The sequence below is a fragment of the Mesorhizobium mediterraneum genome (assembly GCF_002284565.1).
In the GTDB taxonomy this organism is placed as follows: Bacteria; Pseudomonadota; Alphaproteobacteria; order Rhizobiales; family Rhizobiaceae; genus Mesorhizobium; species Mesorhizobium mediterraneum.
In genome coordinates this window covers 22,392-44,668 of the sequence record NZ_NPKI01000017.1, presented here as the reverse complement: position 1 = coordinate 44,668, position 22,277 = coordinate 22,392, and the positions used below count along the sequence as shown (strand labels likewise).

Sequence of the window (22,277 nt, the reverse complement as noted above, 5' to 3'; positions counted from 1 at the left end):
GCGGGTGAGAGCAGCATCATGAGGCGTTGCTTGTGTAGGCGACGACCATCCCCGAGGGGGTGGTGGAGAGTCGGTTTCCTTGGTGCGGTGTGCTGTGCTGTACAGGCTTGGTTGAGGAAGCAGTCGAAAGGACAAACCAGCCGGCGCATTGCCGGCTGGTTTGTCCTGCACTGGCTCCGCTGGGAGGATGCGGAGCTGCGGTGTTGGGCCGGCTACCGGCCCGCCCAGCTGGCGCGCTGGCGGGGGCTCCCGACCTGCCACGATGAGGGGCTCACAGCTTCGACCCTATTGTAGGCGGAACTGGAATTCTCGATATCGCCATTGTCGAGCACTTGGGAAGATACGTCGGGCTTGGATGCCGATTTCGTGGTTTCGCCCGTCGATCCATGGCCGTGCAAGACCCCGTCGATGCGGGGGCTTGTTGCGTTTGTGCCGCTGTTGGCGACACTGGCCGTGGTCATTGCCGCGAAGACTATCAATGCATATCCGATGGTGTGTTTCATGGCTCAGTCCTTTTGTCGAAAGCGAGCGTTCGAACGCTCAGCAACCACAGACTACCGGGTCGAATTCACGGGCACCTTCCCTCGGATTTACATTTTTGTGATTCTCATGCGTAGCCGCGGCTGAATCCGAAATCGGGAAGATCAGTTTTGAAGATGTTGAACGGCTGTCTCAGTTTCTCTTACGCCGATGCATGGGCTATCCAATGCGGCTTCAAAGGGAAAGAGCGCGTTCAACCAGGCGGGAGCGCACTGGCGCAGGAATATGTGAAGGGCGAAGTCATCAAGGTCGACGCCAAACAGAAGAAGCTGACGGCGATGACGATGGTGTTCGTTGTTGCGGAGCAGGGCCTGCTCGACAAAGTCAAAACCGGTCAGGCGATCGAGTTCACAGCCGACCGCGTCAACGGATGCATCACGGTCACCGGCATCAAGTAATCCGGGACAGGCACCGCGGGTTGAAAAATCAACCCGCGGCGCTGTGCTGTCGAAAATGCCATGAGTACGGAAGTCAGGATGAAGGGGCCGCGCAGAAAATCCTCCAGAGATTTTCTTTCCAGTCATCATGTGCGGAGCGGTTCAGAGACATCTCTATGGGATATTTTCGCACACCTACGCTCACATATGCCGGATAACTACAGCGAACGCGTGCATGATGCCTGCCGGTATCTTCGTACCTGATGACGCCGTTCGCGTCCGTCTCGACGAGGCCAATAGCGACGTCAAAGTCATAATCCCCATATGGCGAGACACTGTTGTCCATGACGCTGAGCTGGACCGAGGTGGCATCTGGAAAACTGGCGGTGTAAAAGACCAGTTGCTCCGCCGCCATCGAGGGCGTAGCCACCAACACGCCGGCAAACAATGCAATGGCGCGCATTTCCTCCTCCCGAGGATCCAGAGCGAGACTATCACCTCTCGCGTCAATATTCTAATTACTGTTCCGGGCAGTGGATCGAGGCATTCCGATGCGCGTTGCGTTGCATGTCTCCTCCCATCCGTTATCTCCAGTCAGGACCATCAATGGCAAATCCTCCGCGCCGACCGACAAATCCAATGGCTGCCGCCGAAGCCGCCTTCAAGCCAGTCAAGAAGCCGGCCCCACCGGTTCGCGAAGCCGCAGTTGCTCCAAGTGTCAGAGAGCTTGTTTCAATCAGGATTGATCGAGCTGTCCTGGATTATTTCCAGGGGGACGGACCCGGCTGGCAGGACCGCATTAACGATGCTTTGCGGGCCATGGTCGAGAAGCGGATCGCCGCCGAGGGCGATCGTTCAGACGACATCACCTGACGAAAATGTGAGCGCCTGGTGATCTTTTCTTGGAATGCAGTATGTGCCATGGAAGCCTGTGAAGATCTGGATCATATTCCCGCGTCTGCTTTCGATTCTGGCCGTCGTGAGCCTTCTCACCGCGCCGATGGTGACAGCGTCCGCTGCGCTGACGATGGTTGTCGATCCCGCGGCGACGATGGCGGATATGGCATCCATGCCGGACAGCATGCCCAACTGTCCCGACGAGAGTCAGCCGGCACCTGATTGCCAGAAATCCTGCCCCCTCACGGCCTTGTGCGTCGCCAAGTGCTTTCCGAGCGCTTCGACGGCCGCAGCAATCATGCTGGCCCGGTTATCTCAGGCTGACCTGCTCGCGCCTGGCGACAGAGACGGGCGCGATCTCCCGGCTTCTCCGCCGCCTCCCAGACCCCCACGAACCTAAGTTCTTCGACGGCTCCATCGGGGCCGTTTGTCGCCGCGTGGCTGACGGCCCCGTGGCGAGTGCCCGTGGCTTTGGCATGAGCCTGGCCACGAACTTGCCGTGCATTCCGTACGGCTGAAAGGATGAACTTGGGGAAACTGACAATGAACTTTTGCAATGCGAAGCACGTTGCAGCCGCGGCGCTGATCGGTCTTGCTCTCGGCAGTGCCAATTCGAAGGCATGGGCTGGGATCGACGATTACGAGTTTCAGCTCGTTCAAAGCGCGATCAAGACGGGCGATGCCGCGATTGTCGCCGTCCGTCTCGTCGACAAGCGGTCCGGCAAGGTGGTGCCCGACGCTGTGATCTTTACCCGGCGCATCGACATGGCACCGGACGGTATGGAGGCGATGACCGCGCCCGTCGAGGCGCTGCCGTCCGAAGAGCCCGGCATCTATCGGTTCAAGACCAACCTCATCATGGCAGGAGGCTGGCGCCTTTCGATCGCCGCGAAAATCCAGGGCGAGGCCGAAACAGTCGAGAGCCGTTTGGAATTCAAGGCTACCCAATGAGCAGGCTCGGCTCATTCGTGGCGATTGCCGTATTGGCGGCGGGCGCGGGCGCCGGCGGATACTGGGCGGGCCAGCGCGATCTGTCCGTCCCGGCGGTGGTACAAATTATCAGCGCCAATATCGTAAGCGCGCTCGGAGCGGAACAGACCCCGACGGTTGTCGGCTCGTCTGCCTCCGATCCAGTCATCTACTATCGTCATCCTGACGGCGAACCAGTCTATTCGTCGACACCGAAGCAAACCCCGGATGGTCGGGATTTCGTGGCGGTGCTGGCGAGCGAAGACGTGAGCTTCGAGGCGCGTCCCAAGGACGAGGCGAAGGGGGCCGAAGCGACGGCGCCGGGCGAGCGGAAAATCCTCTACTACCGCAATCCGATGGGCCTGCCGGATACATCGCCGACGCCAAAGAAGGATTCCATGGGGATGGCCTACATCCCGGTCTTCGAAGGCGAAACGAAGGACGGCGCGACCGTCAAGCTATCGACCGGAAAACTGCAGCGAACGGGTGTGAAGACGGTACCCGCCACCAGAGGCGCAATCGTACGGCCGGTCCGCATTCCCGGCACCGTCACGTTCGATGAGCGCCGCGTAAGCGTCGTCTCGATTCGCACCGAGGCGTTCCTCGAAAAAGTGGCCGACATCACTACGGGAGAAACAATCAAAAAAGGGCGGCCCCTCGTCAGTTTCTATGCCAAGGAAATAGCTGCCGCGGGCGCGCTCTACGCCGCCGATCTAAGGAGCGGCTCGAGCAAGGCAACCGCCAGCGGCAGCTTGCAGCGGTTGACGAACCTTGGCGTTCCCGCCGAAGCAATCGTCGAAATCGAGAAAACCCGGAAGGTGCCGATCTCGGTGACGCTTGTAGCGCCACGCAATGGCGTTGTGTTGGAACGCAGGGCCGTCGACGGCATGATGGCCGAAGCCGGGGAAACGCTGTTTCGGATCGCCGACGCCTCGACCGTCTGGGTGATGGCTGACGTGCCAGAATACGAGCTGAGCTCTGTTCGCGTCGGAGACAAGGCGACTGTGCGCATCCGCAGCTTGTCGGGCAAGGTCTTCGAAGGCAAGGTCGGCCTGATCTATCCGGAAATCCAGGGCCAGACTCGGACCGCGAGGATTCGCATCGAACTCGCAAATCCCAACGGGCTGTTGCTTGCCAACATGTATGCCGATGTGGAGATCGCGACGGGCGGCAACGATCCTGCCGTAACCGTGCCCGACAGCGCCGTCATCGACACGGGCGATCGACAGGTCGTTATTGTCGACAAAGGCGAAGGCAGCTTCGAGCCGCGCGACGTGAAGGTCGGCATGCGGGGCGAGGGCATGGCCGAGATCACGCAGGGCATTACCGAAGGCGAAAAGGTCGTCGTATCTGCGAACTTCCTGATCGATGCCGAAAGCAACCTCAAGGCGGCGCTCAGCGCACTGACGCCCGCGGAGGCGCAGCCATGATCGCCAACCTCATTGCTTGGTCGACGCGCAACCTGGTTCTTGTCTTCTTCGCCAGCGCGCTCGCGGTCGGGGCAGGCGTCTACGCTGTCAAGACCTTGCCGCTCGATGCCATACCCGACCTGTCGGATGTGCAAGTTATCGTCTTCACAGACTATCCGGGCCAGGCTCCGCAAGTTGTCGAGGACCAGGTCACTTATCCGCTGACGACTTCGATGCTGACCGTGCCGCGATCGAAGGTGGTCCGCGGTTTCTCGTTCTTCGGAGTGTCCTTCGTCTATGTGATTTTCGAGGACGGCACCGATCTCTACTGGGCTCGAAGCCGCGTGCTCGAATACCTGAACGCGGCCGCCAGCCGGCTACCCGACGGCGTTGCCCCAACGCTCGGACCCGACGCGACAGGCGTCGGCTGGGTCTATCAGTATGCCGTCGTCGCCAAGGAACTGTCGCTCGCCGAACTCCGATCCCTTCAGGACTGGGTCGTTCGTTTTGCGGCCTCGAAAGCCGAAGGCGTTTCGGAGGTCGCGAGCTTCGGAGGCTTCGTCAAGCAGTATTCGATCGTCGTCGATCCGGTGCGGATGCGCGCTCAAGGCGTAACGCTCGCGGAAGTCGGCGAAGCGGTGCGCACCAGCAACATGGATACCGGCGGGCGAACGGTCGAGATCTCCGAGTTCGAGTTCATGGTGCGCGGGCGCGGCTATCTGAAGAACGTGGCCGACATAGAGAGCATCGTGCTCAAGACCGTGGGCGGCGTGCCGCTCCGGCTTGGCGACGTGGCCAAGGTCGAAATCGTGCCGGACGAACGGCGCGGTATTGCCGAACTCAACGGGGAGGGCGAGGTTGCAAGCGGCATCGTGCTTCAACGGGTCGGCGCGAATGCTCTGACCGTCATCGAGAATGCCAAGGAGAGCCTCCGCGAGATCGAAAAGAGCCTACCAGGCAACGCCAAGATCATCCCCGTCTACGACAGGTCGGAACTCATCAACTCCGCGATCAAGACGCTGAGGTCGACATTGGTGGAGGAGAGCATCGTGGTCGCTCTCGTCACCATCGTCTTCTTGCTTCACGTCAGAAGCGCGCTGGTGGCGATCATCATGCTGCCGGTCGGCATCCTAATGGCCTTCGCCGCGATGAAGCTGCTCGGCCTCGGTTCGAACATTATGAGCCTCGGTGGCATGGCCATCGCCATCGGCGCGATGATCGATGCGGCCATCGTAATGATCGAAAACGCCCACAAGCACCTCGAACGCGCGCCACCGGGCAAGCCCCGCATCGAAGTGCTGGTCAACGCCGCAGCAGAAGTCGGACCCGCGCTATTCTTCAGCCTGCTGATCATCACCGTCTCATTCCTTCCGATCTTCACGCTTGAAAGCCAGGAAGGCCGGCTGTTCGGGCCGCTGGCTTTCACGAAAACCTTCGCTATGGCAGCGGCAGCGCTGCTTTCGGTCACGCTCGTGCCCGCTCTGATGGTCATCTTTGTCCGCGGCCGGATCATCCCGGAACATCGCAACCCGCTCAACAGGCTGCTAATCGGTCTCTATCGGCCGATCATTGCCGGGGTGCTGAAGGCGAAGACCTTCACTATCCTGCTCGCCGTCGTGGCTCTTGCCGTGACGGTCTGGCCGGCGCGCCAGCTCGGCAGCGAGTTCATGCCGAACCTCGATGAGGGGACGCTGATGTACATGCCGACCACCTTGCCGGGAGTTTCGGTCACCAAGGCGGCCGAATTGATGCAGATGCAAAACCGGATCATAAAGTCCTTTCCGGAAGTCGATTCCGTCTTCGGCAAGGCTGGCCGGGCTCAGACCGCGACCGACCCCGCGCCGACCGAGATGTTCGAGACGATCATCAACCTCAAACCGAAATCGCAATGGCGGCCCGGGGTCACTTCGGAAAGCCTGAAGACCGAGATGGACGCAGCACTGCAGTTTCCGGGCGTGTCGAATGCCTGGACGATGCCGATCCGCGCCCGTATCGACATGCTGTCCACGGGCATACGCACGCCAGTCGGAGTCAAGGTCTACGGGACCGAACTCGGTGAAATGGAAAACGTTGCTCGGCAGATCGAGGCGGTGCTGCGGGCGGTGCCCGGCACGTCGAGCGCCTATGCCGAGCGGGTGATAGGCGGCTACTATCTCGACATCGTGCCGGACCGAGCCACCCTTGGGCGCTACGGCCTCTCGGTCGGCGATGTTCAGGATGTGATCTCAGTGGCGCTTGGCGCGAAGGTCATTACGTCCACTGTCGAGGGCCGTGAACGTTATGGCGTTGCGATCCGCTATCCACGCGCTCTCAGAAGCGATCCCGGCGCGATCGCCCGGGACGTGCAGATTGCGCTGCCCGGCGGTGGCTCTGTGCCGCTCGGCGAGGTCGCCAAGGTCGAACTCACGCGCGGCGCGACCTCGATCCGCACCGAGAACGGCCAACTCGCCGTCTACATCTTCGTCGACATCGCTGGCCGCGACCTTGGCGGCTATGTCAACGAGGCTCAAGCCGCAGTCGCCGCCGAAGTGAAGCTACCACCCGGTTATTCCGTCGCCTGGAGCGGGCAGTTCGAATATCTCGAGCGGGCCCAGGCGCGGCTGAAGATTGTCGTGCCGCTGACGCTGGCGCTGATTTTCCTGCTGCTCTACCTCAATTTCCGCACGCTGACCGAGACGCTGATCGTCATGCTATCGCTGCCCTTTGCGATCGTCGGCGGCATCTGGATGATGTGGTGGCTGGGCTTCAACATGTCGGTTGCGGTCGCCGTCGGTTTCATTGCGCTCGCGGGCGTGGCGGCCGAAACGGGCGTCATCATGCTGATCTATCTCGACAAGGCGTGGACGGATACGAGGGTCAGATGTGCGGCCCAGAAGCGTGGTTTGACAAGCACGGATCTAAACGAGGCGATCATGTTCGGCGCCGTCGAGCGGGTGCGACCGAAGATGATGACAGTCGTCGCCATCATGGCGGGCTTGTTGCCGATCTTGTGGAGCACGGGAACCGGATCGGAAGTCATGCAGCGCATCGCCGTCCCTATGATCGGCGGCATGATTTCCTCAACGATCCTGACGCTCGTCGTGATTCCGGCCGTCTACGGCATCGTTAAGGGCTGGCGGTTGCCGAGGCGGAGTGTCGTTGAAGAACCGCTGGTAGCGGCTCCGACTAGATTGGCCGCGGAATAGGAGGAGCAAAAAAGTACCAGATGATGTCGGGCGGCATGTGGGGATGCATCATGCCGGCAGCACACCGTCGCCGGCGGGCAAGCTCCCGATAAAACGCCTCCGGCGTAACGGCGATCTCCGACGCAACATGATGCCAGCGTCCCTTGGGTGGCAAGACGCCGCCGTTGCATGCCATCCAGGCGCTGACTCTCGCTGCGACGGATTTCAGGGATAGTATCTCGGTTCGCGTTCGCGTCTGGTGGACCTCGCCTGCCAAGTGTCGCAGCAGTGAGGAGGCCAGCGCGCGATCGCTTTCGAGCGCCGCCTTGGCCTTGGTGATCGGCACGGCGCGCACTGTCGATTCCTCGGTTGCCAAGGCGTCGCAATGATATCGATCCGCAAACAGCGAAGCCTCAGCCAGGATCGAAGCCGAGCCGGCACGCTGCAACGTCAGCTGGAACCCGTCGGGAAGTGCACGAACAAGGCGCAGTTCTCCCGCGGTGACCAGGAAGAGCGACAGCACCGGGTCGTCCATACGAAACAGGACGCTGCCGGCAGGGAGAGATTGCTCTCGTTCCGCGAGTTCGAGGAATCGCTCGAAGAGGAGTTCCGACATGATCGCAATCATGTTTCAGTTCCCGCGGCTGTGTCAAACGTCGCAAACATGAAACGCTAAAGATCATTCGATGAACCGCATCCCCATTGCCGCGCTGTCTCTCATGCTGACTTTTCTTGCCGCCCCTCACGGACTGGCGCAGCAGCATGGCAGCATCAACCATCACAAGGCCGCTGAAGGAAAGGATCCAGCCACTTCGTCTTATTTCGGGATGGAGACGCGCCGCGTGAAAGCGCTCTCGGACGAGCAGATTTCCGACCTTATGGCGGGGCGAGGGATGGGTCTGGCATTGGCGGCCGAACTCAATTCCTATCCGGGTCCGTCACATGTCCTCGATCTCCGTGATGCTCTTGATCTCAGCGACGAACAGGCCTCGCGGACCAAGGCCCTGCTGGATCAGATGAAGGCAGAAACCATCCCGCTCGGAAGACGAATCATCGAGGAAGAAACCGAACTGGACCGCTTGTTTTCCGAACGAAAGATAATTTCGGCGCACCTCGTTGAAATGACAAAAACCATCGCCGACGGGCAAGGCGCGCTACGAGCAGCGCACCTGCGCTATCATCTCGATATGGCCGAGTTGCTCACCTCTGAGCAGATCGGCCGGTACTCGCAGCTTCGCGGATACTCTGGCCGGGTCGATTGAAGAGGGCTGCGCACGCAACTTTGGCTTCATCAGCGGACGCTATTGCGCGACCGCACCTTCCAGGTAGCCGATTATCGCGGCGCGCTGGGCGGCGTTGGGAACGCCCACTGTCATCGATGTGCCCGGAACCATCAGGCGTGGCGCCGCGAGGAAGGCATCAAGGGTACCGCGTTCCCAAACGATGCCCGCCTCCCGCAGCGCGGCCGAATAGCGGGCGCCCTCGACACTGCCCGCCTTGCGGGTGATGACGCCCGACAGATGCGGGCCGGCTCTGTTCTGGCCGGGCTCGAGGCTGTGGCAGGTGCCGCAGCGCTGCCGGAACAGCCGCTCTCCGTCGGCCTGCTGCGCGGAAGCGGGGCACGGCAACAGCAGGCCGACGGCAGCCAAGAGCGCAGCCAGGGACGTACGCGCTCGCGTGACAGACGTCCGCAGGGATACGGTTACGTGGTTGCGTGTCGTGGCTTGTGAATGGTTCATCGGATGACCTTTGCTGAACGTTCGGGGAGGGGCTTTGCTGGTGACCGGAGGCTTCCGGCAAGACCAGCCGCTCACCAGCGAGAGCGGCTGCTGGGTCGAGGAGGCGCGGGGAGGATGCAGGTCGTGACTTGTCCTTCGCTGCGACAGCGATGATCTAATTATGGCGCGGCAGCGCAGGAGTTCCGATCGCGGGACGGTTTCGGGATCGCAGTCCGGTCGGAGGTTTCGTCTCAGGCATGGACGCTGGGGCAAGCTGCTTGGCCATGTCGATCAGCGGCAACCTGATGAGCGCTCGAAGGCCCTCGTTCCGGTTTTCCAGCACGATGTCGCCGCCATGGTGGCGGGCGATGGCGCGGGCAATTGACAGGCCGAGCCCGACGCCGCCGGTCTCCCGGTTGCGCGACTGCTCCAGGCGGAAGAAGGGGGCGAACACCTGTTCCATGTCGCCTTGCGGAATGCCGGGACCGGCGTCCTCGACTACGATGTCCAGGCTGTCGGCACTGCTGACCAGGCTCACCTTGGCCTGCTCGCCGTAGCGGACGGCGTTTTCGACGAGGTTGCGGATCGCCCGGCGCAGGGAGTCCGGCCGGCAGCGATACAGCACCTTGGGACCGTCGCTGACGGTGACGTTTTGGCCTAGCTCTGCGAGATCGTCGCAGAGGCTGCCGACCAGCGCCGAAAGATCGACGGTTCGCGTCGCCTCTACCGCAGCGTCCTCGCGCGCGAAGGCCAACGCCGCTTCCGTCATCGTCTGGATCTCCTCGATGGTCTTCAGCATCTTTTCCTGGAGTTCGTGATCCTGGACAAACTCCGCGCGCAGCCGGAGCGAGGTCAGCGGCGTGCGCAGGTCGTGGCTGATCGCCGCCAGCATGCGCGTGCGGTCTTCGACGAAGCGCTGCAGGCGCTCCTGCATGCGATTGAACGCCTCGGCGGTCTGGCGGATGTCGTCCGGCCCTGATTCCGGCAGCCGCGGCACGGCCTCGCCGCGGCCGAACAGTTCAGCGGCATTGGCGAGCCGTCGCAGCGGACGCGCGATTGCCTGCGCCCCGAAAATCGCGATGGCGGACAGGATGAGCGCGGTGAGCGCCAGCGATATCGCCGATTGCGTCGTCCAAAAGGCGTTCGGCATCGCCTTGGCGTAGGCGGCATTCAGCCAGGTGCTGTCATTGAGGCGGACGGAAAGGCCCATGCCGTTTGGGGCGGCGTCCATATAAAGAAACTTGGCCGGCCGCGAGAAGGGCCTGCCATTGCCGGACAAATCCAACATGCGCGGCGGCACGGAAGGGTCGGCGGCATCGACTGCGCTCGAAGCTTGGCCGTTCATGTAGGCGGCATATTTGCCGGCAATCCCGGGCAGCGGCTTGGCGAGCTGAGTAAAAGCCTCCTGTTGCCAGGCGAGGGGATTGCTCGGTCCGTCGTCCGAGGTCCAGAAGCGCGTATAGGCCGTGCCGCTGACGTTGAGTATGTCGGGCCGAAGCGAGGGGGGCGTCGTGTCCAGCAGAAGCGCAAGCGAGGACGTGCGGCTGACGAACTCGCCCTTGGCCGCCGCGTGCAGGGCCTGTCCGCGCTCGTCCCACGAGATCAGGAAGGTGATCGCCTGCGACAGGGCGAGCGCGAGCAGCACCAGCATGAGGAAGCGGGCCGCCAGGCTGCGTCTCCACAACAGCATCATGCCTGGGCCACCTCGGCGGTGAAGCAGTAGCCGCCGCCCCAGTGCGTCTTGATCAGCATCGGACTCTTCGGATCCGCCTCGATCTTCTTGCGCAGCCGGCTCACCTGGTTGTCGACGGCCCGATCGAAACCGTCGGCGGTGCGCCCGACCGTGAGGTCGAGCAGCTGATCCCGGCTGAGCACGATCCCGACATGCTCGATGAAGGCGGTGAGAAGGCGGAATTCAGCCGTGCTGAGCGCGACCGCCACGCCGTCGAGCCCGACCAGCTCGCGGCGGCCGACATTCAGCGTCCAACGGTCGAACCGAAGGGCATTCGACTTGAGACGGCCGCGCTGCGGCGGCAGGCTGTGGACGCGCCTGAGCACGGCCTTGATCCGCGCCAGCAGTTCCCGCGGATTGAACGGCTTGGTCAGGTAGTCGTCGGCCCCGATCTCGAGGCCCACGATCCGATCGATCTCCTCGGCCATGGCGGTGAGGAAGATGATCGGAACGTCGACCGTCCCGCGCACGTGCCGGCAGGCGGCAATGCCGTCCTCGCCAGGCATCATGACGTCGAGGACGATGAGATCGGGCAAGCTGCGGTCGAGCAGCCGTTTGAGCGCGGCCGTGCTGTCGGCGACACTGACGCGATAACCCTGCTGGGTGAGGTATTTCCCGACGAGGTCGCGGATGTCCCTGTGGTCGTCGACGACCGCGATGTGCTGCGCCACTTCCATGCAATGCTCCAAAGCCGCCGCTAAATAGTCGGCCAGTATCGACGATATCTAGTTTGCGTCTACACGGATGATCACCTTCCGCACCATGGCGGCAATCTCGCACGACATCAACAAACCGTGAGAAGTGTAACGAAGTGTATCAGAACGCTTCGCCTGCGACAGCTTGCGATGAACTGCCGGTCAACGGGACAAGGTTCTGCGACAGGTCCTGGCTAATTTGGCCTCGTCGCTAGCCGGGACTTCCGGTCTCTGCCGCCAGGCCATGCCGCGCGGCATCCGGACGGCGGTCCTCGCCAGCCTTTGATCGAAAGGATTGCACAATGGCCAGATTGATCGTCAACGGCACGCCACGTGACATCGAGGTCGATCCGGACACGCCGCTGCTATGGGTGATCCGCGAGCAGATCGGGCTTACCGGAACGAAGTACGGTTGCGGGGTTGCCGCTTGCGGCGCCTGCACCGTCCATATAGACGGCGCCGCCACGCGCTCGTGCGTGCTTCCGGTGAGCGCGGTCGAGCCGGACCAGCAAATCACCACCATCGAGGGGCTTTCGCCGGATAGTTCGCATCCGGTCCAGCAGGCGTGGCTGGCGCTCGACGTACCGCAATGCGGCTACTGCCAGGCCGGCATGATCATGGCTGTGGCGGGTCTGCTCATGCAGAACCCGAACCCCACGGACGAAGACATCAACGCCGAGATCACCAATATCTGCCGCTGCGGCACCTACAACCGGGTCCGCGCCGCGATCAAGCTGGCCGCCAATGGCGGCGAAGCCACGCAACGCGGTTGAGGAGAACAGTCATGAACGCCATAATTTCCATCTCCCGCCGCAGCTTCATCATCGGCGTGGCCTCCACGGCCGGCGGCATGTCCCTCGGGTTCAACGTGCCGTTCATCAAGCCCGCACTTGCCGAGGGCGCCGAGACCGCGCCGGAGATCAATGCCTGGGTGGTGATCAGGCCCGACGACACGGTGGTCATCCGCATCGCCCGCTCTGAGATGGGGCAGGGGACGCTGACAGGCCTGGCGCAACTCGTCGCCGAGGAGCTGAATTGCGACTGGTCGAAGGTCACGACCGAATATCCGTCGCCGGCCCAAAACCTAGCGCGCGACCGCGTATGGGGCAATTTCTCGACTGGCGGCAGCCGCGGCATCCGCGAATCGCACGAATATGTGCGTATTGGTGGCGCCATTGCGCGTGAGATGCTGATTGCCGCTGCGGCCGCCGAATGGGGCGTGCCGGCCAGCGAATGTACCGCAAGGATGGGCATGGTCACGCATGCGGCATCGGATCGCGCCACCTTTTATGGACAGTTGGCCGCCGCCGCTGCGCGGATGACGCCGCCCGCCAATGTCACGCTGAAGGACCCGAAGGATTGGACCATAGCCGGCAAGCCGCTGCCGCGGCTTGATACGGCCGATAAGCTCAACGGCAGCCAGGTCTACGGCATTGACCTCAAGCTGCCGAACATGCTCAACGCGGCAATCCGGGCCTGCCCGTATTTCGGCGGCAAGGTGGAGAGCTTCGACGCGGCGGTGGTGGCTGAAATGCCCGGGGTGCGCACCGTCGTTCAGGTCGACGAGACCGCCGTTGCGGTTGTCGCCGACACGTGGTGGCGGGCGAAGACCGCTCTCGATGCCTTGCCGGTCGTCTGGGACGAAGGTCCCAACCGGCAGGTCACCAGCGCCTCGATCGCGGCGATGCTCGAAGAAGGCCTCGGCGCAAATGACGCCTTCATTGGCGCCGAGCAAGGTGACGCTGGAGCCGCCCTGTCCGCTGGCGGCCGAACGGTCACGGCGACTTATGCCTACCCCTATCAGAACCACGCAACCATGGAGCCGATGAACGCGACGGCGCTCTACACGCCGGAGCGCTGCGAGGTTTGGGTGCCGACCCAGAATGGCGAGGCGAGCCTTGCCGCAGCGGCCGAGGCCGCCGGTCTGCCGGTGCAGCAATGCGAGGTGCACAAGATCCATCTCGGCGGCGGCTTCGGCCGGCGCGGCAACTTCCAGGACTATGTGCGTCAAGCGGTCAGCATTGCCAAACAGGTGCCGGGAGCACCCGTAAAGCTCATCTGGTCGCGTGAAGAGGACATGCTGCACGGCGCCTATCATCCGACGACGCGGTGCCGACTGACGGGCGCGCTCGACGCGGACGGCAACCTGACCGCTCTGCACATGCGTATATCCGGCCAGTCGATCCTTGCGGCGGTGCGGCCGGAAGGCATGCAGAACGGCATGGACCCGGTCGTCTTCCAGGGCCTCGTCCTCAGTGGCACGGAAGGCACACTGGGCTACACGGTGGACAATCTGCGGATCGACCATGCCATGCGCAACCCGCCGATCCCGCCGGGCTTCTGGCGTGGCGTGAACCTCAACCAGAATGCGCTCTACGTCGAGTGTTTCATGGACGAACTCGCCCATGCGGCCGGCGTCGACCCGCTCGCCTTCCGCCGCAAGCTGATGGCCAAGCATCCGAAGCACCTCGCCGTGCTGGAGGCGGTTGCCGAACGGATCGGGTGGGACACCCCGCCCGCGGCCGGCGTTCACCGCGGCCTGGCGCAGATCATGGGCTTCGGCAGTTATGTGGCGGCGGCAGCGGAGGTTTCGGTCACCGATGGGCAGCTCAGGATCCATCGCATCGTGGCGGCCACCGATCCGGGTCATGTCGTCAACCCCGCACAAGTGGAGCGGCAGGTCGAGGGCTCGTTCGTCTATGGGCTTTCCGCCTGCATCTACGGCGAGTGCACCGTCAATGGCGGCCGCATGGAACAGGAGAACTTCGACAGTTACGAGGTCATGCGCATGGCTGAAATGCCTGATGTGGAGACGATCATCCTGCCGTCAGGCGGCTTCTGGGGCGGCGTTGGCGAACCGACCATCGCGGTCGCCGCGCCGGCCGTCCTCAATGCGATCTTCGCCGCCACCGGAAAGCGCATCCGCACGCTGCCGCTGAAAAACCATGACCTCGCATGACATGATGCGCCCAAAAAACAGGCGCGGACGATCGTTCGCGCCCGTCCTGGTTGCGGCGCTCGCGGCCAGCGCGCCGACATGGGCCGGCGCAGCGCCTGGTGCGGCGGCGTGCACCGGCTGTCACGGGCCGGCGGCGCTTGGCTCAGCCATCCCGTCGCTCGACGGCCACGCGGCCGACGACATCGTCGCCCAGATGCAAGCCTTCCGTTCTGGCGAGCGCGAGGCGACGGTCATGGACCGCATCGCCAGGGGATATACCGAGGAAGAGACGCGTGCCATCGCCGAATGGCTCGCCAAACCGGAGGCGGCACGCCATGCCCAGCCGTAGGGCCTTGATCGGCGGCGCGGCGGCCAGCGTCGCCGCGGCCGTCCTTGCCGCGCCGCAGGTACGCGCACAGGCGCAGCCCAGCGTGGTCGTGGTCGGCGGCGGCTTTGCCGGGGCAAGCTGCGCCCGCGCACTGAAGCAGCTGGATCGCGACCTTGCCGTGACGCTGATCGAGCCGGAGACAGCCTATCTGGCCTGCCCGTTCAGCAATGCCGTGCTTGCAGGGCTGCGCGGTATCGATGCGCAGACCTTCGGCTATGACCGGTTCGGCGACATCGGGTTCATCCGCAAGCGCGCTGTCGCCGTCGATGCCGAGCGCCGGCGCGTTCGGCTGGATGACGGAACTGACATCGGCTACGTCAGGCTGGTGCTGGCGCCCGGCGTAGACCTGCGCTTCGACGCGTTGCCGGGCTACGACGAGGCGGCGGCGGAGATCATGCCGCATGCCTGGAAGGCGGGGCCGCAGACGTTGCTGCTGCGCGACCAGCTCGCGGCGATGCCGGACGGTGGGGTGGTCATTCTCTCCGCGCCAGCCAATCCGTTCCGCTGCCCGCCCGGTCCCTACGAGCGAGCAAGCCTGATCGCGCATTACCTCAAGACCAGCAAGCCACGCTCGAAGCTGATCATCCTCGACGCCAAGGACGCCTTTTCGAAGCAGCGGCTGTTCGAAGCCGCCTGGCGAGAGCTCTATCCCGGCCTGATTGAATGGGTGCCGCTGTCCTCGGGCGGCAGGGTGACGGAAGTCGACCCGGCGACAAGGACGCTGGTGACCGAGTTCGGCAGCCACAAGGCCGATATCGCCAACGTGATCCCGCCGCAGCGGGCGGGCAGGATCGCGCAGTCGGCCGGCGTCGCGGATCAGACGGGCTGGTGTCCGATCGACCCGGTCACCTTCGAGTCCCGCCTGCAGCCGGCGATCCACGTCGTCGGTGACGCGGCGATCGGTGGGGCGATGCCGAAATCCGCCTTCAGCGCCAACGCCCAGGCAAAAGCCTGCGCTGCGGCGGTCGCCGCGCTGGTCAGGGAGCGGCAGCCGGCGCAGCCGAAGCTCATCAACACCTGCTACAGCCTGATCGCGCCCGGCTACGGCATTTCGATCGCAGGCGTCTACCAGCCGCGCGACGGCCTGCTTGCCGAGGTGGAGGGTGCGGGCGGCACCAGCCCGCTTGAAGCGCCGTCCTCTGTCCGCGAACTGGAAGCGGCCTATGCGGAGGACTGGTTCCGGACGATCACCAGCGAGGTGTTCGGATGATGAGGACGGCTTGCCTCGCTGTTGCGGGATTGCTGCTTGCGGCCTCGTCTGGTGCCTGCGAGGAGGCGGGATCTTACGTCGTGACCGGCGATGCGATCATGGAGCCTCTGGTCGGCGGCAAGGGTGATCCGGCGCGCGGCGCCGCGCTGATCTCGGACCGGCAGCGCAGCCTCTGCACGCTCTGCCACAGCGGGCCGTTCCCCGATGCGCATCTGCACGGCACGCTGGCGCCCGACCTGACCGGCGTCGGGGCAAGGCTTTTGGAAGGCCAGATCCGGCTGCGCGTGGTCGACATGAAACGGCTCGTGCCGAATACGATCATGCCTTCCTACTACCGGATCGCGGAAGAGGAAGGCCGGCGCGTCGCCACCGCCTGGCGCAGCAAGCCGATCCTGACCGGCGCCGACATCGAGGATATCGTCGCCTATCTCACGACGCTGAAGGGGTGATTATGCGCGAAGACCCGCTTCGAGTTCACGGCTTGGTCGGACGGCGGCAGTTTCTTCGGGCCGGCATGACCGGCCTTCTGGTGATCAGCCTGCCGCGCTGGGCCGTTGCCCGTCCGAGCCTCGATGAAGCGATCCGTACCTTCACCGGGGGAGCCGACGTTCTCGACGGCCGCGTCCGGCTCGACCTGCCGCCTTTGGTCGAAAACGGCAATGCGGTCGGGATCACGGTCGCCGCCGAGAGCCCGATGACCGCGGACGATCATGTCCGGCGCATCGCGGTCTTCAACGAGAAGAACCCGGAGGCGAATGTCGCGGTTTTCCGTCTCGGGCCGCGCTCGGGCCGCGCCACCGTCTCGACGAGGATCCGGCTCGCGACCTCCCAGGTGGTGGTCGCGGTCGCTGAGATGAGCGACGGCAGCTTCTGGTCAAGCCGTGCAAGCGCGATCGTCACGCTGGCCGCTTGTATCGAGGATCTCTCATAATGGCGCGCGCACTCGTCAACGTGCCGAAAGCGGCCAGGCAGGGCGAGGTCGTCGAGATCCGAGCGATGATCGCGCATCCGATGGAGACCGGCTACCGTGTCGGCCCAAACGGCATCAACATCCCACGCGACATCATCCGCCGTTTTGCCTGTACCTACAACGGCGAGGAGGTGTTTTCGGCCGATCTCTTTCCAGCGGTATCGGCCAATCCGTTCATCGCCTTCACGCTCGTCGCCACGACGAGCGGCACGATCGACTTCACCTGGACGGACGATGCCGGAAAGACTCAAACGGCATCGGCCGAAATCACGGTGGGCTGATGCGTGCCCTCTGGGGCCTGGTGGGGATCATCGCGGCGGTCGTCTGCAGCATGGCTATCGCTGCCGGCATCGAAGGCAGCGCAAAGCGCTCCGGCTTCGACTTCATGACGCCGGAGACGCAGGCGCTGCAAGCCGACGACATGAGCAACCCCGGTATGCTGTGGGTGCTGCAGGGCGAGCAGCTCTGGCAGCAGTCGGAGGGTAGGGCGGATGTCGCCTGCGCCGGCTGCCATGGCGATGCCAGTCAGACTATGCGCGGCGTTGCCACGCGCTACCCGGCCTTTGACGAGGCGACGGGACGGCCGATCGACCTTGCCGGGCGCATCAATTCCTGCCGCGGGGAGCGGCAGCAGGCCGAGCCGCTGACGCCGGAATCTGACGCGTTGCTCGCCCTGACGGCCTATGTGACGCATCAGTCGCGCGGCATGCCAATCACACCGGCGATCGACGCCCGGCTGGCGCCGTTTCGCGACAACGGTCGGCGTCTGTTCCAGAGCCGTATCGGCCAGCTCGATCTTTCCTGCGCCTCCTGCCACGACGACAATTGGGGCAAACGGCTCGGCGGCAGTGTCATGCCGCAGGCGCATCCGACCGGCTATCCGCTCTACCGGCTGGAGTGGCAGACGGTCGGTTCGCTGCAGCGGCGCCTGCGCAACTGCATGATCGGGGTCAGGGCGGAGCCCTTCGCCTTTGGCGCACCGGAACTCGTTGACCTTGAGCTCCATCTGATGGAGCGGGCCCGTGGCTTGCGGGTCGAGACGCCGGCGGTCCGGCCGTGATGCCGGCCTGCGGGCCGCTCTTCACCTGTCGCCGACGGACAGTTGATCGCAACGCGGCGCGCGGGTCTGGCAGGCCTTGCCAACCTCGCACATGTCATCGATATGGAGCTTGATGAGTTCACCGAAGGTTTGGCGAAAAGCGCAGTATCGTGGCGCACGCTCGTGTGTACTTGACACAAGCTAACGATTTAAAGTTAAACAAAAACGATGACGTATCAAGCACATAGACTGGCTATTGCGCCGATGATGGATTGGACGGACATCGCGAAAAGCAACGTCTATTCAGCAACTTAAGGGGCGTCACCTCCTCGAAGTTGTACTGCTGTCGTACTCGTCAGCAGCGCTTGGGCACAAAATGGGTCGCGTTTCAGAGTTGCGTGATTAGTGCAGGATTTGTGAACTTCAGGGTGTGAGTTTTCGAGCCGGAATGCTGGTGCAGGGGCGCCTAAGTATCTCCCGTTTCCGCTTACGCCCACAGGGTCTTCCTTGCCTACGTGCGCTCGCTGCCGCCTACCAGAATGACCGACACCCCAAGCGGTCCGTTTGGGAAGATAGGGTTGACAAGAAAGTGCGATGTCCGCTCAGGGGCCGGCAGCAGACTGGCTGCTTCTTGCTTCCAGAAGGCGAGTAGCGGACATTCAAGCCAATGGCCAATGTCGGGCCGGCCCTGCGGACCAGACGCTGGTCGGTTAGCGATCACAACCCGCCCTACGCACACCACCGTTCGCTGGGCGAGGCTTACACATGAGTATTTTCATCGCCCTCAAGTTTCTGCCGCAGCATCGTCATCACGCTGCGGGCCGCTTCGATGTCTTTTACGGCAAGCCCTTCCGCGAGCGCCTCGACCCGCGGCGTGTACAAGCGAATGGCCGCATCATAGGTCTGCCGTCCCTTGTCGGTCAGCGTCACGAGTTGCGCACGGCGATGATGCGGGTTTGGCTCGAATGCCACCAACTCTTCCTTGGTCAGATCGTTGACGATGCGCTGAACGTTCTGGCGATTGGCGCCGAGATCGCGCGCAAGCCAGGCGACCGGCTGTGGCCGTTCCGCCGCCACGACGGCCCCCAGGATCTGCCAACGGGCACTCGTCAGCCCTAGAGGCGCCACGAGCCGGTCGCCCCAGGCAAGGGTCAGGTTGTTCACCCGGAACATCGTCAGAATGAGATCGGTCAAGGCATCTCCGGCTGAGGCGCGCTGTGGTTTGTTCATTTGTCACCATATGATGCTATTGACATGATGATGTCAATTCATTATGTGTCGATGGTACCCAGTCGACATAATGATGTCAAATCGCCGCTTCGGTGGCAATTCACCTTCAGGAGACCTTCATGCCCACCATGCGCCCCCTCGATCCTGCCTTTCCCATCGACCGTCAGATCGGAATCGATGCCAAGGCCATCGTGCTCATCAATCTGTTCACGCTCGATCCGGCCGACGAAGCGGTGTTTCTTCAAGCGTGGGAGGACGATGCGTCCTTCATGAAGACCCAGCCGGGCCTCATTTCCATCCAGCTCCACCGCGCCATCGGCGAAAACCCGACCTACCTGAACTACGCAGTCTGGGAATCGACGGCCGCCTTCCGGGCCGCGTTCACGCATCCCGAATTCAGAGCGAAACTGGGAGCCTATCCGTCGTCGGAGGTTGCCTCTCCGCACTTGTTCCAGAAGGTGGCGGTGCCCGGCATCTGCGTCGCATAAACGCGACGCCTGCAGCCCGAAGTCATCACAATCGAAATCAAGCCAAGAGGAGAGAGTCCGATGCGACTCCTGTTCAACATACTCGCCGTCACGGGTTCGGCCATGTTCGCCGGAGTCATGCTGACTATTGGTGTGACGCTCGGCGGCTACTGGAAGAGCCTCCCCGCAGCCGAGTTCCTCGACTGGTTCAGCCAGAACAACGGGTTCATTTCCGGGGCGATTCCTATTGTCGTCGTTCCGACCCTCGTCGGCCTGATCGGCTCCCTCTGGCTCGGCTGGGGCGACGTTGGGCCGCGTATGCTCTGGATCGGATCGGCCGCCTGCATCGCGGGCGTCCTGGCGCTCACAATGATCTGGTTCGTGCCAACCAACGCTCAGTTCGCGGCCAAAGCCCTGCCCCTCGACCAGGTTCCTGACCGGCTCAACACCTGGATCATGATTCACTACGTCCGCATCGGGCTTGCCGCCGCCGCCTCGGTGCTGGGCGTGCTCGCCATCAGCCGGTGAAGACACAGAAACCATGACCAAGCTCATTCATCCCGTCGCAGGCACGATCGCGCTCCTAACGATCCTGACCTTCTGGTTCTCGACCGTGCTCGCTGAACTATTCGCCTCCGACGGCACCATCATCGCCGTCAAGACGGCCATACCATGGGGCTTCCTGCTGCTGGTCCCTGCCATCGCTGCAGCAGGCGGCTCGGGCCTTGCCCTTTCCGGCGGACGGCGGGCCGGTGTTGTCGGCGCGAAGCTCAGGCGCATGCCGGTGATTGCGGCAAACGGCATCCTGGTGCTTATCCCCTCCGCGTTGTTCCTCGCGGCCAAGGCGCACGCGGCAGAATTCGACACCATGTTCTACGCTGTGCAAACGCTCGAGATGATCGCGGGGGCGACGAACATCGCGCTGCTCAGTCTCAACATGCGCGACGGTCTCAAGCTATCAGGCAGGCTCAATCGCCAGAGCGTTACGCATGAAGTGCAATTGGTTGGTCGCGACATGGTTGCCGACGGCACCATGGCGTTTCGCTTCGCCAAGCCGGCCGGTTTCCGTCATCTGGCCGGCCAGTCGATATCGCTCACGCTGCTCAACCCGTCCGAGACGGACAGCAAGGGTAGCTCCCGCCACCTCACGCTGGCCAGCGGGCCAGAGGAGCCGGAGTTGATGGTCGCAACGCGCCTCCGCGATACGGCATTCAAGCGTTCCCTGGCGTCGCTCCCCATGGGCGGCGGGGTGCGCATGACTGATCCAAATGGCGACTTGACCCTGCACGACGATCCGATGCGACCGGCGGTGTTCCTTGCTGGCGGCATCGGCATCACGCCGTTTCTGGCCATGGCTCGCTATGCCGCCGCGGCAAGGCTGCCCCACCGCATCACGCTATTTTATTCGAACCGCCGGCCGGAGAACGCAGCCTTTCTCGGGGAACTGCAATGGCTGCAGAAGACCAACCCTAACTTCAACGTTGTCGCCACGATGACAGCGGCGAGTGAAGTGGCTCAACCCTGGGATGGGCAGACTGGAGCGATCAATGCCGCGTTGATGCGGCGGCATCTGCCCGACATGCTCGCGCCTATCTACTACCTTGCGGGATCGCCGGCGATGGTCGGAGCCATGCACGAGATGCTCAGCGGGTTGGGCGTCAACGATGGGGATGTACGCAGCGAGGAGCTCTCCGGCTACTAACGGCGCGGAAGGAGACTTACAGCTCGGTCTCCGGTGACCGCTTTCGGGATGTGGCAGACACTAGCCCAATGGCCGACATCGGGCGCGAAGCGGACGCTTCCTCAGCGCTACATCTGCATTTTCCAACCGCTCATCTGGGAAAACTCCCTCTGGGCCACCGGTCTGCGCTTATCAAGGTAGTCTGCCAAATCCTGCAAATGGATACCCATGGCACATTTCTGATTTGTTTCTATTCGCATGAGCGGCAAGGCGATGTCGCCTGAACTGAGTTTGCGGAGAAAGTTCGGGAGCGTCAGGTGCGAAAAGAAATCGCGCCGGACCTGATCCAGCGGAATGATGGCCTTACCATTGTATTGGGCCATGAGCAGAAAAGCGGTGTTGAATGACATTGATGGTTATGCTTTGAAAATTAGAATGAAATGAGTCACATCTCACAGAGGCCGGCGTCGCGAAAAGCAACGTATACAGCTTAGTGGAACCAGTTCCTCTAAGTTGTACTGTCGTTGTACTCGTCCGGCGCGTTTGGGCGAAAACCGGGCGCATTACGGGGAAGGGGGCACAATGGCGGATAATGCCTTCCACCAATCCCGGAGGCATTCCGATGAACAAGTTTGAACTGGAATTCTTTGGCGTCAGTCTCAAGGCGCACGGCTGCAGTTTGCGTGATGCTCTGTCGTAGAATCCGTCTGCCAACTAAACACTGATCGACGGCCATACGAGGCCGATGCGGCGCGTTCGCTAGCGACGAATGCATGGAAAGACGGATTATCCGAGGTTCGCTCCAGCCGGCGTGCCTGATCATCCAGCCGTCGAAAGGCGGCCAACTCCTCTT

Annotated in this window: 26 protein-coding genes; 18 read left to right on the top strand and 8 right to left on the bottom strand. The window is 62.9% G+C overall.

Features of this window, described 5'->3' with window-relative positions; translation table 11 throughout:
• Positions 1-351 precede the first annotated feature (351 nt).
• Positions 352-627, top strand: coding sequence for a hypothetical protein (locus tag CIT25_RS37115; RefSeq protein ID WP_095485176.1), 276 nt, complete (start codon positions 352-354; stop codon positions 625-627).
• A 29-nt stretch (positions 628-656) separates the two neighbouring features.
• Positions 657-938, top strand: coding sequence for a copper-binding protein (locus tag CIT25_RS14165; protein ID WP_095485175.1), 282 nt, complete (start codon positions 657-659; stop codon positions 936-938).
• A gap of 73 nt (positions 939-1,011) precedes the next feature.
• Here CIT25_RS14165 and CIT25_RS14160 read toward each other — a convergent pair whose 3' ends face one another.
• Entirely contained in the window at positions 1,012-1,380 is a 369-nt protein-coding gene (locus CIT25_RS14160; RefSeq protein WP_095485174.1) for a hypothetical protein, read from the bottom strand.
• 143 nt (positions 1,381-1,523) lie between these two features.
• Here CIT25_RS14160 and CIT25_RS14155 point away from each other — a divergent pair, with 143 nt between their 5' ends.
• A complete protein-coding gene (locus tag CIT25_RS14155) occupies positions 1,524-1,790 on the top strand; it encodes a BrnA antitoxin family protein (protein ID WP_095485173.1) in 267 nt (88 codons plus the stop codon).
• Here CIT25_RS14155 and CIT25_RS36245 read toward each other — a convergent pair.
• A complete protein-coding gene (locus tag CIT25_RS36245) occupies positions 1,773-2,000 on the bottom strand; it encodes a hypothetical protein (RefSeq protein WP_158302551.1) in 228 nt (75 codons plus the stop codon). The genes CIT25_RS14155 and CIT25_RS36245 overlap by 18 nt on opposite strands.
• A gap of 357 nt (positions 2,001-2,357) precedes the next feature.
• On the opposite strand from CIT25_RS36245, the gene CIT25_RS14145 reads away from it, so the two are divergent.
• The 3 genes from CIT25_RS14145 to CIT25_RS14135 are packed head-to-tail and all read left to right on the top strand — an operon-like array spanning position 2,358 to position 7,377.
• Positions 2,358-2,765 (top strand): FixH family protein, encoded by a 408-nt coding sequence (locus CIT25_RS14145; protein ID WP_095485172.1) that lies wholly within the window; start codon positions 2,358-2,360, stop codon positions 2,763-2,765.
• Complete coding sequence (locus CIT25_RS14140; protein ID WP_095485171.1) at positions 2,762-4,213, top strand: efflux RND transporter periplasmic adaptor subunit; 1,452 nt, start codon at positions 2,762-2,764, stop codon at positions 4,211-4,213. The genes CIT25_RS14145 and CIT25_RS14140 overlap by 4 nt, the downstream gene beginning before the upstream one ends.
• Positions 4,210-7,377 carry an efflux RND transporter permease subunit gene (locus tag CIT25_RS14135; RefSeq protein WP_095485170.1) on the top strand — a complete coding sequence of 1,056 codons (3,168 nt, stop codon included), beginning with the start codon at positions 4,210-4,212 and terminating at the stop codon, positions 7,375-7,377. Before CIT25_RS14140 ends, CIT25_RS14135 begins: the two co-directional genes overlap by 4 nt.
• Here CIT25_RS14135 and CIT25_RS14130 read toward each other — a convergent pair.
• The gene (locus CIT25_RS14130; protein ID WP_206072950.1) at positions 7,358-7,972 is read right to left on the bottom strand and encodes a Crp/Fnr family transcriptional regulator; all 615 of its coding nucleotides are present in this window, start codon (positions 7,970-7,972) and stop codon (positions 7,358-7,360) included. The genes CIT25_RS14135 and CIT25_RS14130 overlap by 20 nt on opposite strands.
• A 70-nt stretch (positions 7,973-8,042) precedes the next feature.
• Between CIT25_RS14130 and CIT25_RS14125 the strand changes: the two genes are divergently transcribed.
• The gene (locus CIT25_RS14125) at positions 8,043-8,618 is read left to right on the top strand and encodes a Spy/CpxP family protein refolding chaperone (RefSeq protein ID WP_095485168.1); all 576 of its coding nucleotides are present in this window, start codon (positions 8,043-8,045) and stop codon (positions 8,616-8,618) included.
• 39 nt (positions 8,619-8,657) lie between these two features.
• On the opposite strand, the gene CIT25_RS14120 is transcribed toward CIT25_RS14125, so the two are convergent.
• The 3 genes from CIT25_RS14120 to CIT25_RS14110 all read right to left on the bottom strand — a co-directional run bounded on the left by CIT25_RS14120 (position 8,658) and on the right by CIT25_RS14110 (position 11,483).
• The gene (locus tag CIT25_RS14120) at positions 8,658-9,095 is read right to left on the bottom strand and encodes a c-type cytochrome (RefSeq protein ID WP_095485167.1); all 438 of its coding nucleotides are present in this window, start codon (positions 9,093-9,095) and stop codon (positions 8,658-8,660) included.
• Between the two features lie 154 nt (positions 9,096-9,249).
• On the bottom strand, positions 9,250-10,767 hold the full coding sequence (locus tag CIT25_RS14115; protein WP_095485166.1) for an ATP-binding protein: 1,518 nt from the start codon (positions 10,765-10,767) through the stop codon (positions 9,250-9,252).
• Positions 10,764-11,483, bottom strand: a complete 720-nt coding sequence (locus CIT25_RS14110; protein WP_095485165.1) for a response regulator — start codon at positions 11,481-11,483, stop codon at positions 10,764-10,766. The genes CIT25_RS14115 and CIT25_RS14110 overlap by 4 nt, the downstream gene beginning before the upstream one ends.
• A 320-nt stretch (positions 11,484-11,803) precedes the next feature.
• On the opposite strand from CIT25_RS14110, the gene CIT25_RS14105 reads away from it, so the two are divergent.
• The 8 genes from CIT25_RS14105 to soxA are packed head-to-tail and all read left to right on the top strand — an operon-like array spanning position 11,804 to position 18,067.
• Complete coding sequence (locus CIT25_RS14105) at positions 11,804-12,274, top strand: (2Fe-2S)-binding protein (RefSeq protein ID WP_095485164.1); 471 nt, start codon at positions 11,804-11,806, stop codon at positions 12,272-12,274.
• Between the two features lie 11 nt (positions 12,275-12,285).
• Positions 12,286-14,460 carry a xanthine dehydrogenase family protein molybdopterin-binding subunit gene (locus CIT25_RS14100; RefSeq protein WP_095485163.1) on the top strand — a complete coding sequence of 725 codons (2,175 nt, stop codon included), beginning with the start codon at positions 12,286-12,288 and terminating at the stop codon, positions 14,458-14,460.
• Positions 14,447-14,788, top strand: a complete 342-nt coding sequence (locus CIT25_RS14095) for a c-type cytochrome (RefSeq protein ID WP_245329847.1) — start codon at positions 14,447-14,449, stop codon at positions 14,786-14,788. Before CIT25_RS14100 ends, CIT25_RS14095 begins: the two co-directional genes overlap by 14 nt.
• A complete protein-coding gene (locus CIT25_RS14090) occupies positions 14,775-16,037 on the top strand; it encodes an NAD(P)/FAD-dependent oxidoreductase (protein ID WP_206072949.1) in 1,263 nt (420 codons plus the stop codon). Before CIT25_RS14095 ends, CIT25_RS14090 begins: the two co-directional genes overlap by 14 nt.
• Complete coding sequence (soxX, locus tag CIT25_RS14085; RefSeq protein ID WP_095485162.1) at positions 16,034-16,486, top strand: sulfur oxidation c-type cytochrome SoxX; 453 nt, start codon at positions 16,034-16,036, stop codon at positions 16,484-16,486. The genes CIT25_RS14090 and soxX overlap by 4 nt, the downstream gene beginning before the upstream one ends.
• Before the next feature lie 2 nt (positions 16,487-16,488).
• Positions 16,489-16,968 (top strand): SoxY-related AACIE arm protein, encoded by a 480-nt coding sequence (locus tag CIT25_RS14080; protein ID WP_095485161.1) that lies wholly within the window; start codon positions 16,489-16,491, stop codon positions 16,966-16,968.
• Complete coding sequence (soxZ, locus tag CIT25_RS14075) at positions 16,968-17,288, top strand: thiosulfate oxidation carrier complex protein SoxZ (RefSeq protein ID WP_095485160.1); 321 nt, start codon at positions 16,968-16,970, stop codon at positions 17,286-17,288. The genes CIT25_RS14080 and soxZ overlap by 1 nt, the downstream gene beginning before the upstream one ends.
• A complete protein-coding gene (gene soxA, locus CIT25_RS14070; RefSeq protein WP_095485159.1) occupies positions 17,288-18,067 on the top strand; it encodes a sulfur oxidation c-type cytochrome SoxA in 780 nt (259 codons plus the stop codon). Before soxZ ends, soxA begins: the two co-directional genes overlap by 1 nt.
• Before the next feature lie 738 nt (positions 18,068-18,805).
• Here the strand turns inward: soxA and CIT25_RS14065 are convergent.
• Entirely contained in the window at positions 18,806-19,276 is a 471-nt protein-coding gene (locus tag CIT25_RS14065; RefSeq protein ID WP_095485158.1) for a MarR family winged helix-turn-helix transcriptional regulator, read from the bottom strand.
• A 119-nt stretch (positions 19,277-19,395) separates the two neighbouring features.
• On the opposite strand from CIT25_RS14065, the gene CIT25_RS14060 reads away from it, so the two are divergent.
• Genes CIT25_RS14060 through CIT25_RS38250 form a run of 3 tightly spaced genes read left to right on the top strand, consistent with a single transcriptional unit; the run spans position 19,396 to position 21,445 of the window.
• Positions 19,396-19,764, top strand: a complete 369-nt coding sequence (locus CIT25_RS14060; protein WP_095485157.1) for an antibiotic biosynthesis monooxygenase family protein — start codon at positions 19,396-19,398, stop codon at positions 19,762-19,764.
• 60 nt (positions 19,765-19,824) lie between these two features.
• A complete protein-coding gene (locus CIT25_RS14055) occupies positions 19,825-20,271 on the top strand; it encodes an anthrone oxygenase family protein (protein ID WP_095485156.1) in 447 nt (148 codons plus the stop codon).
• 13 nt (positions 20,272-20,284) lie between these two features.
• Entirely contained in the window at positions 20,285-21,445 is a 1,161-nt protein-coding gene (locus tag CIT25_RS38250; protein ID WP_095485155.1) for an FAD-dependent oxidoreductase, read from the top strand.
• A 107-nt stretch (positions 21,446-21,552) separates the two neighbouring features.
• Here CIT25_RS38250 and CIT25_RS14045 read toward each other — a convergent pair whose 3' ends face one another.
• A complete protein-coding gene (locus CIT25_RS14045) occupies positions 21,553-21,834 on the bottom strand; it encodes a pyocin activator PrtN family protein (protein ID WP_095485154.1) in 282 nt (93 codons plus the stop codon).
• Between the last annotated feature and the right edge of the window lie 443 nt (positions 21,835-22,277).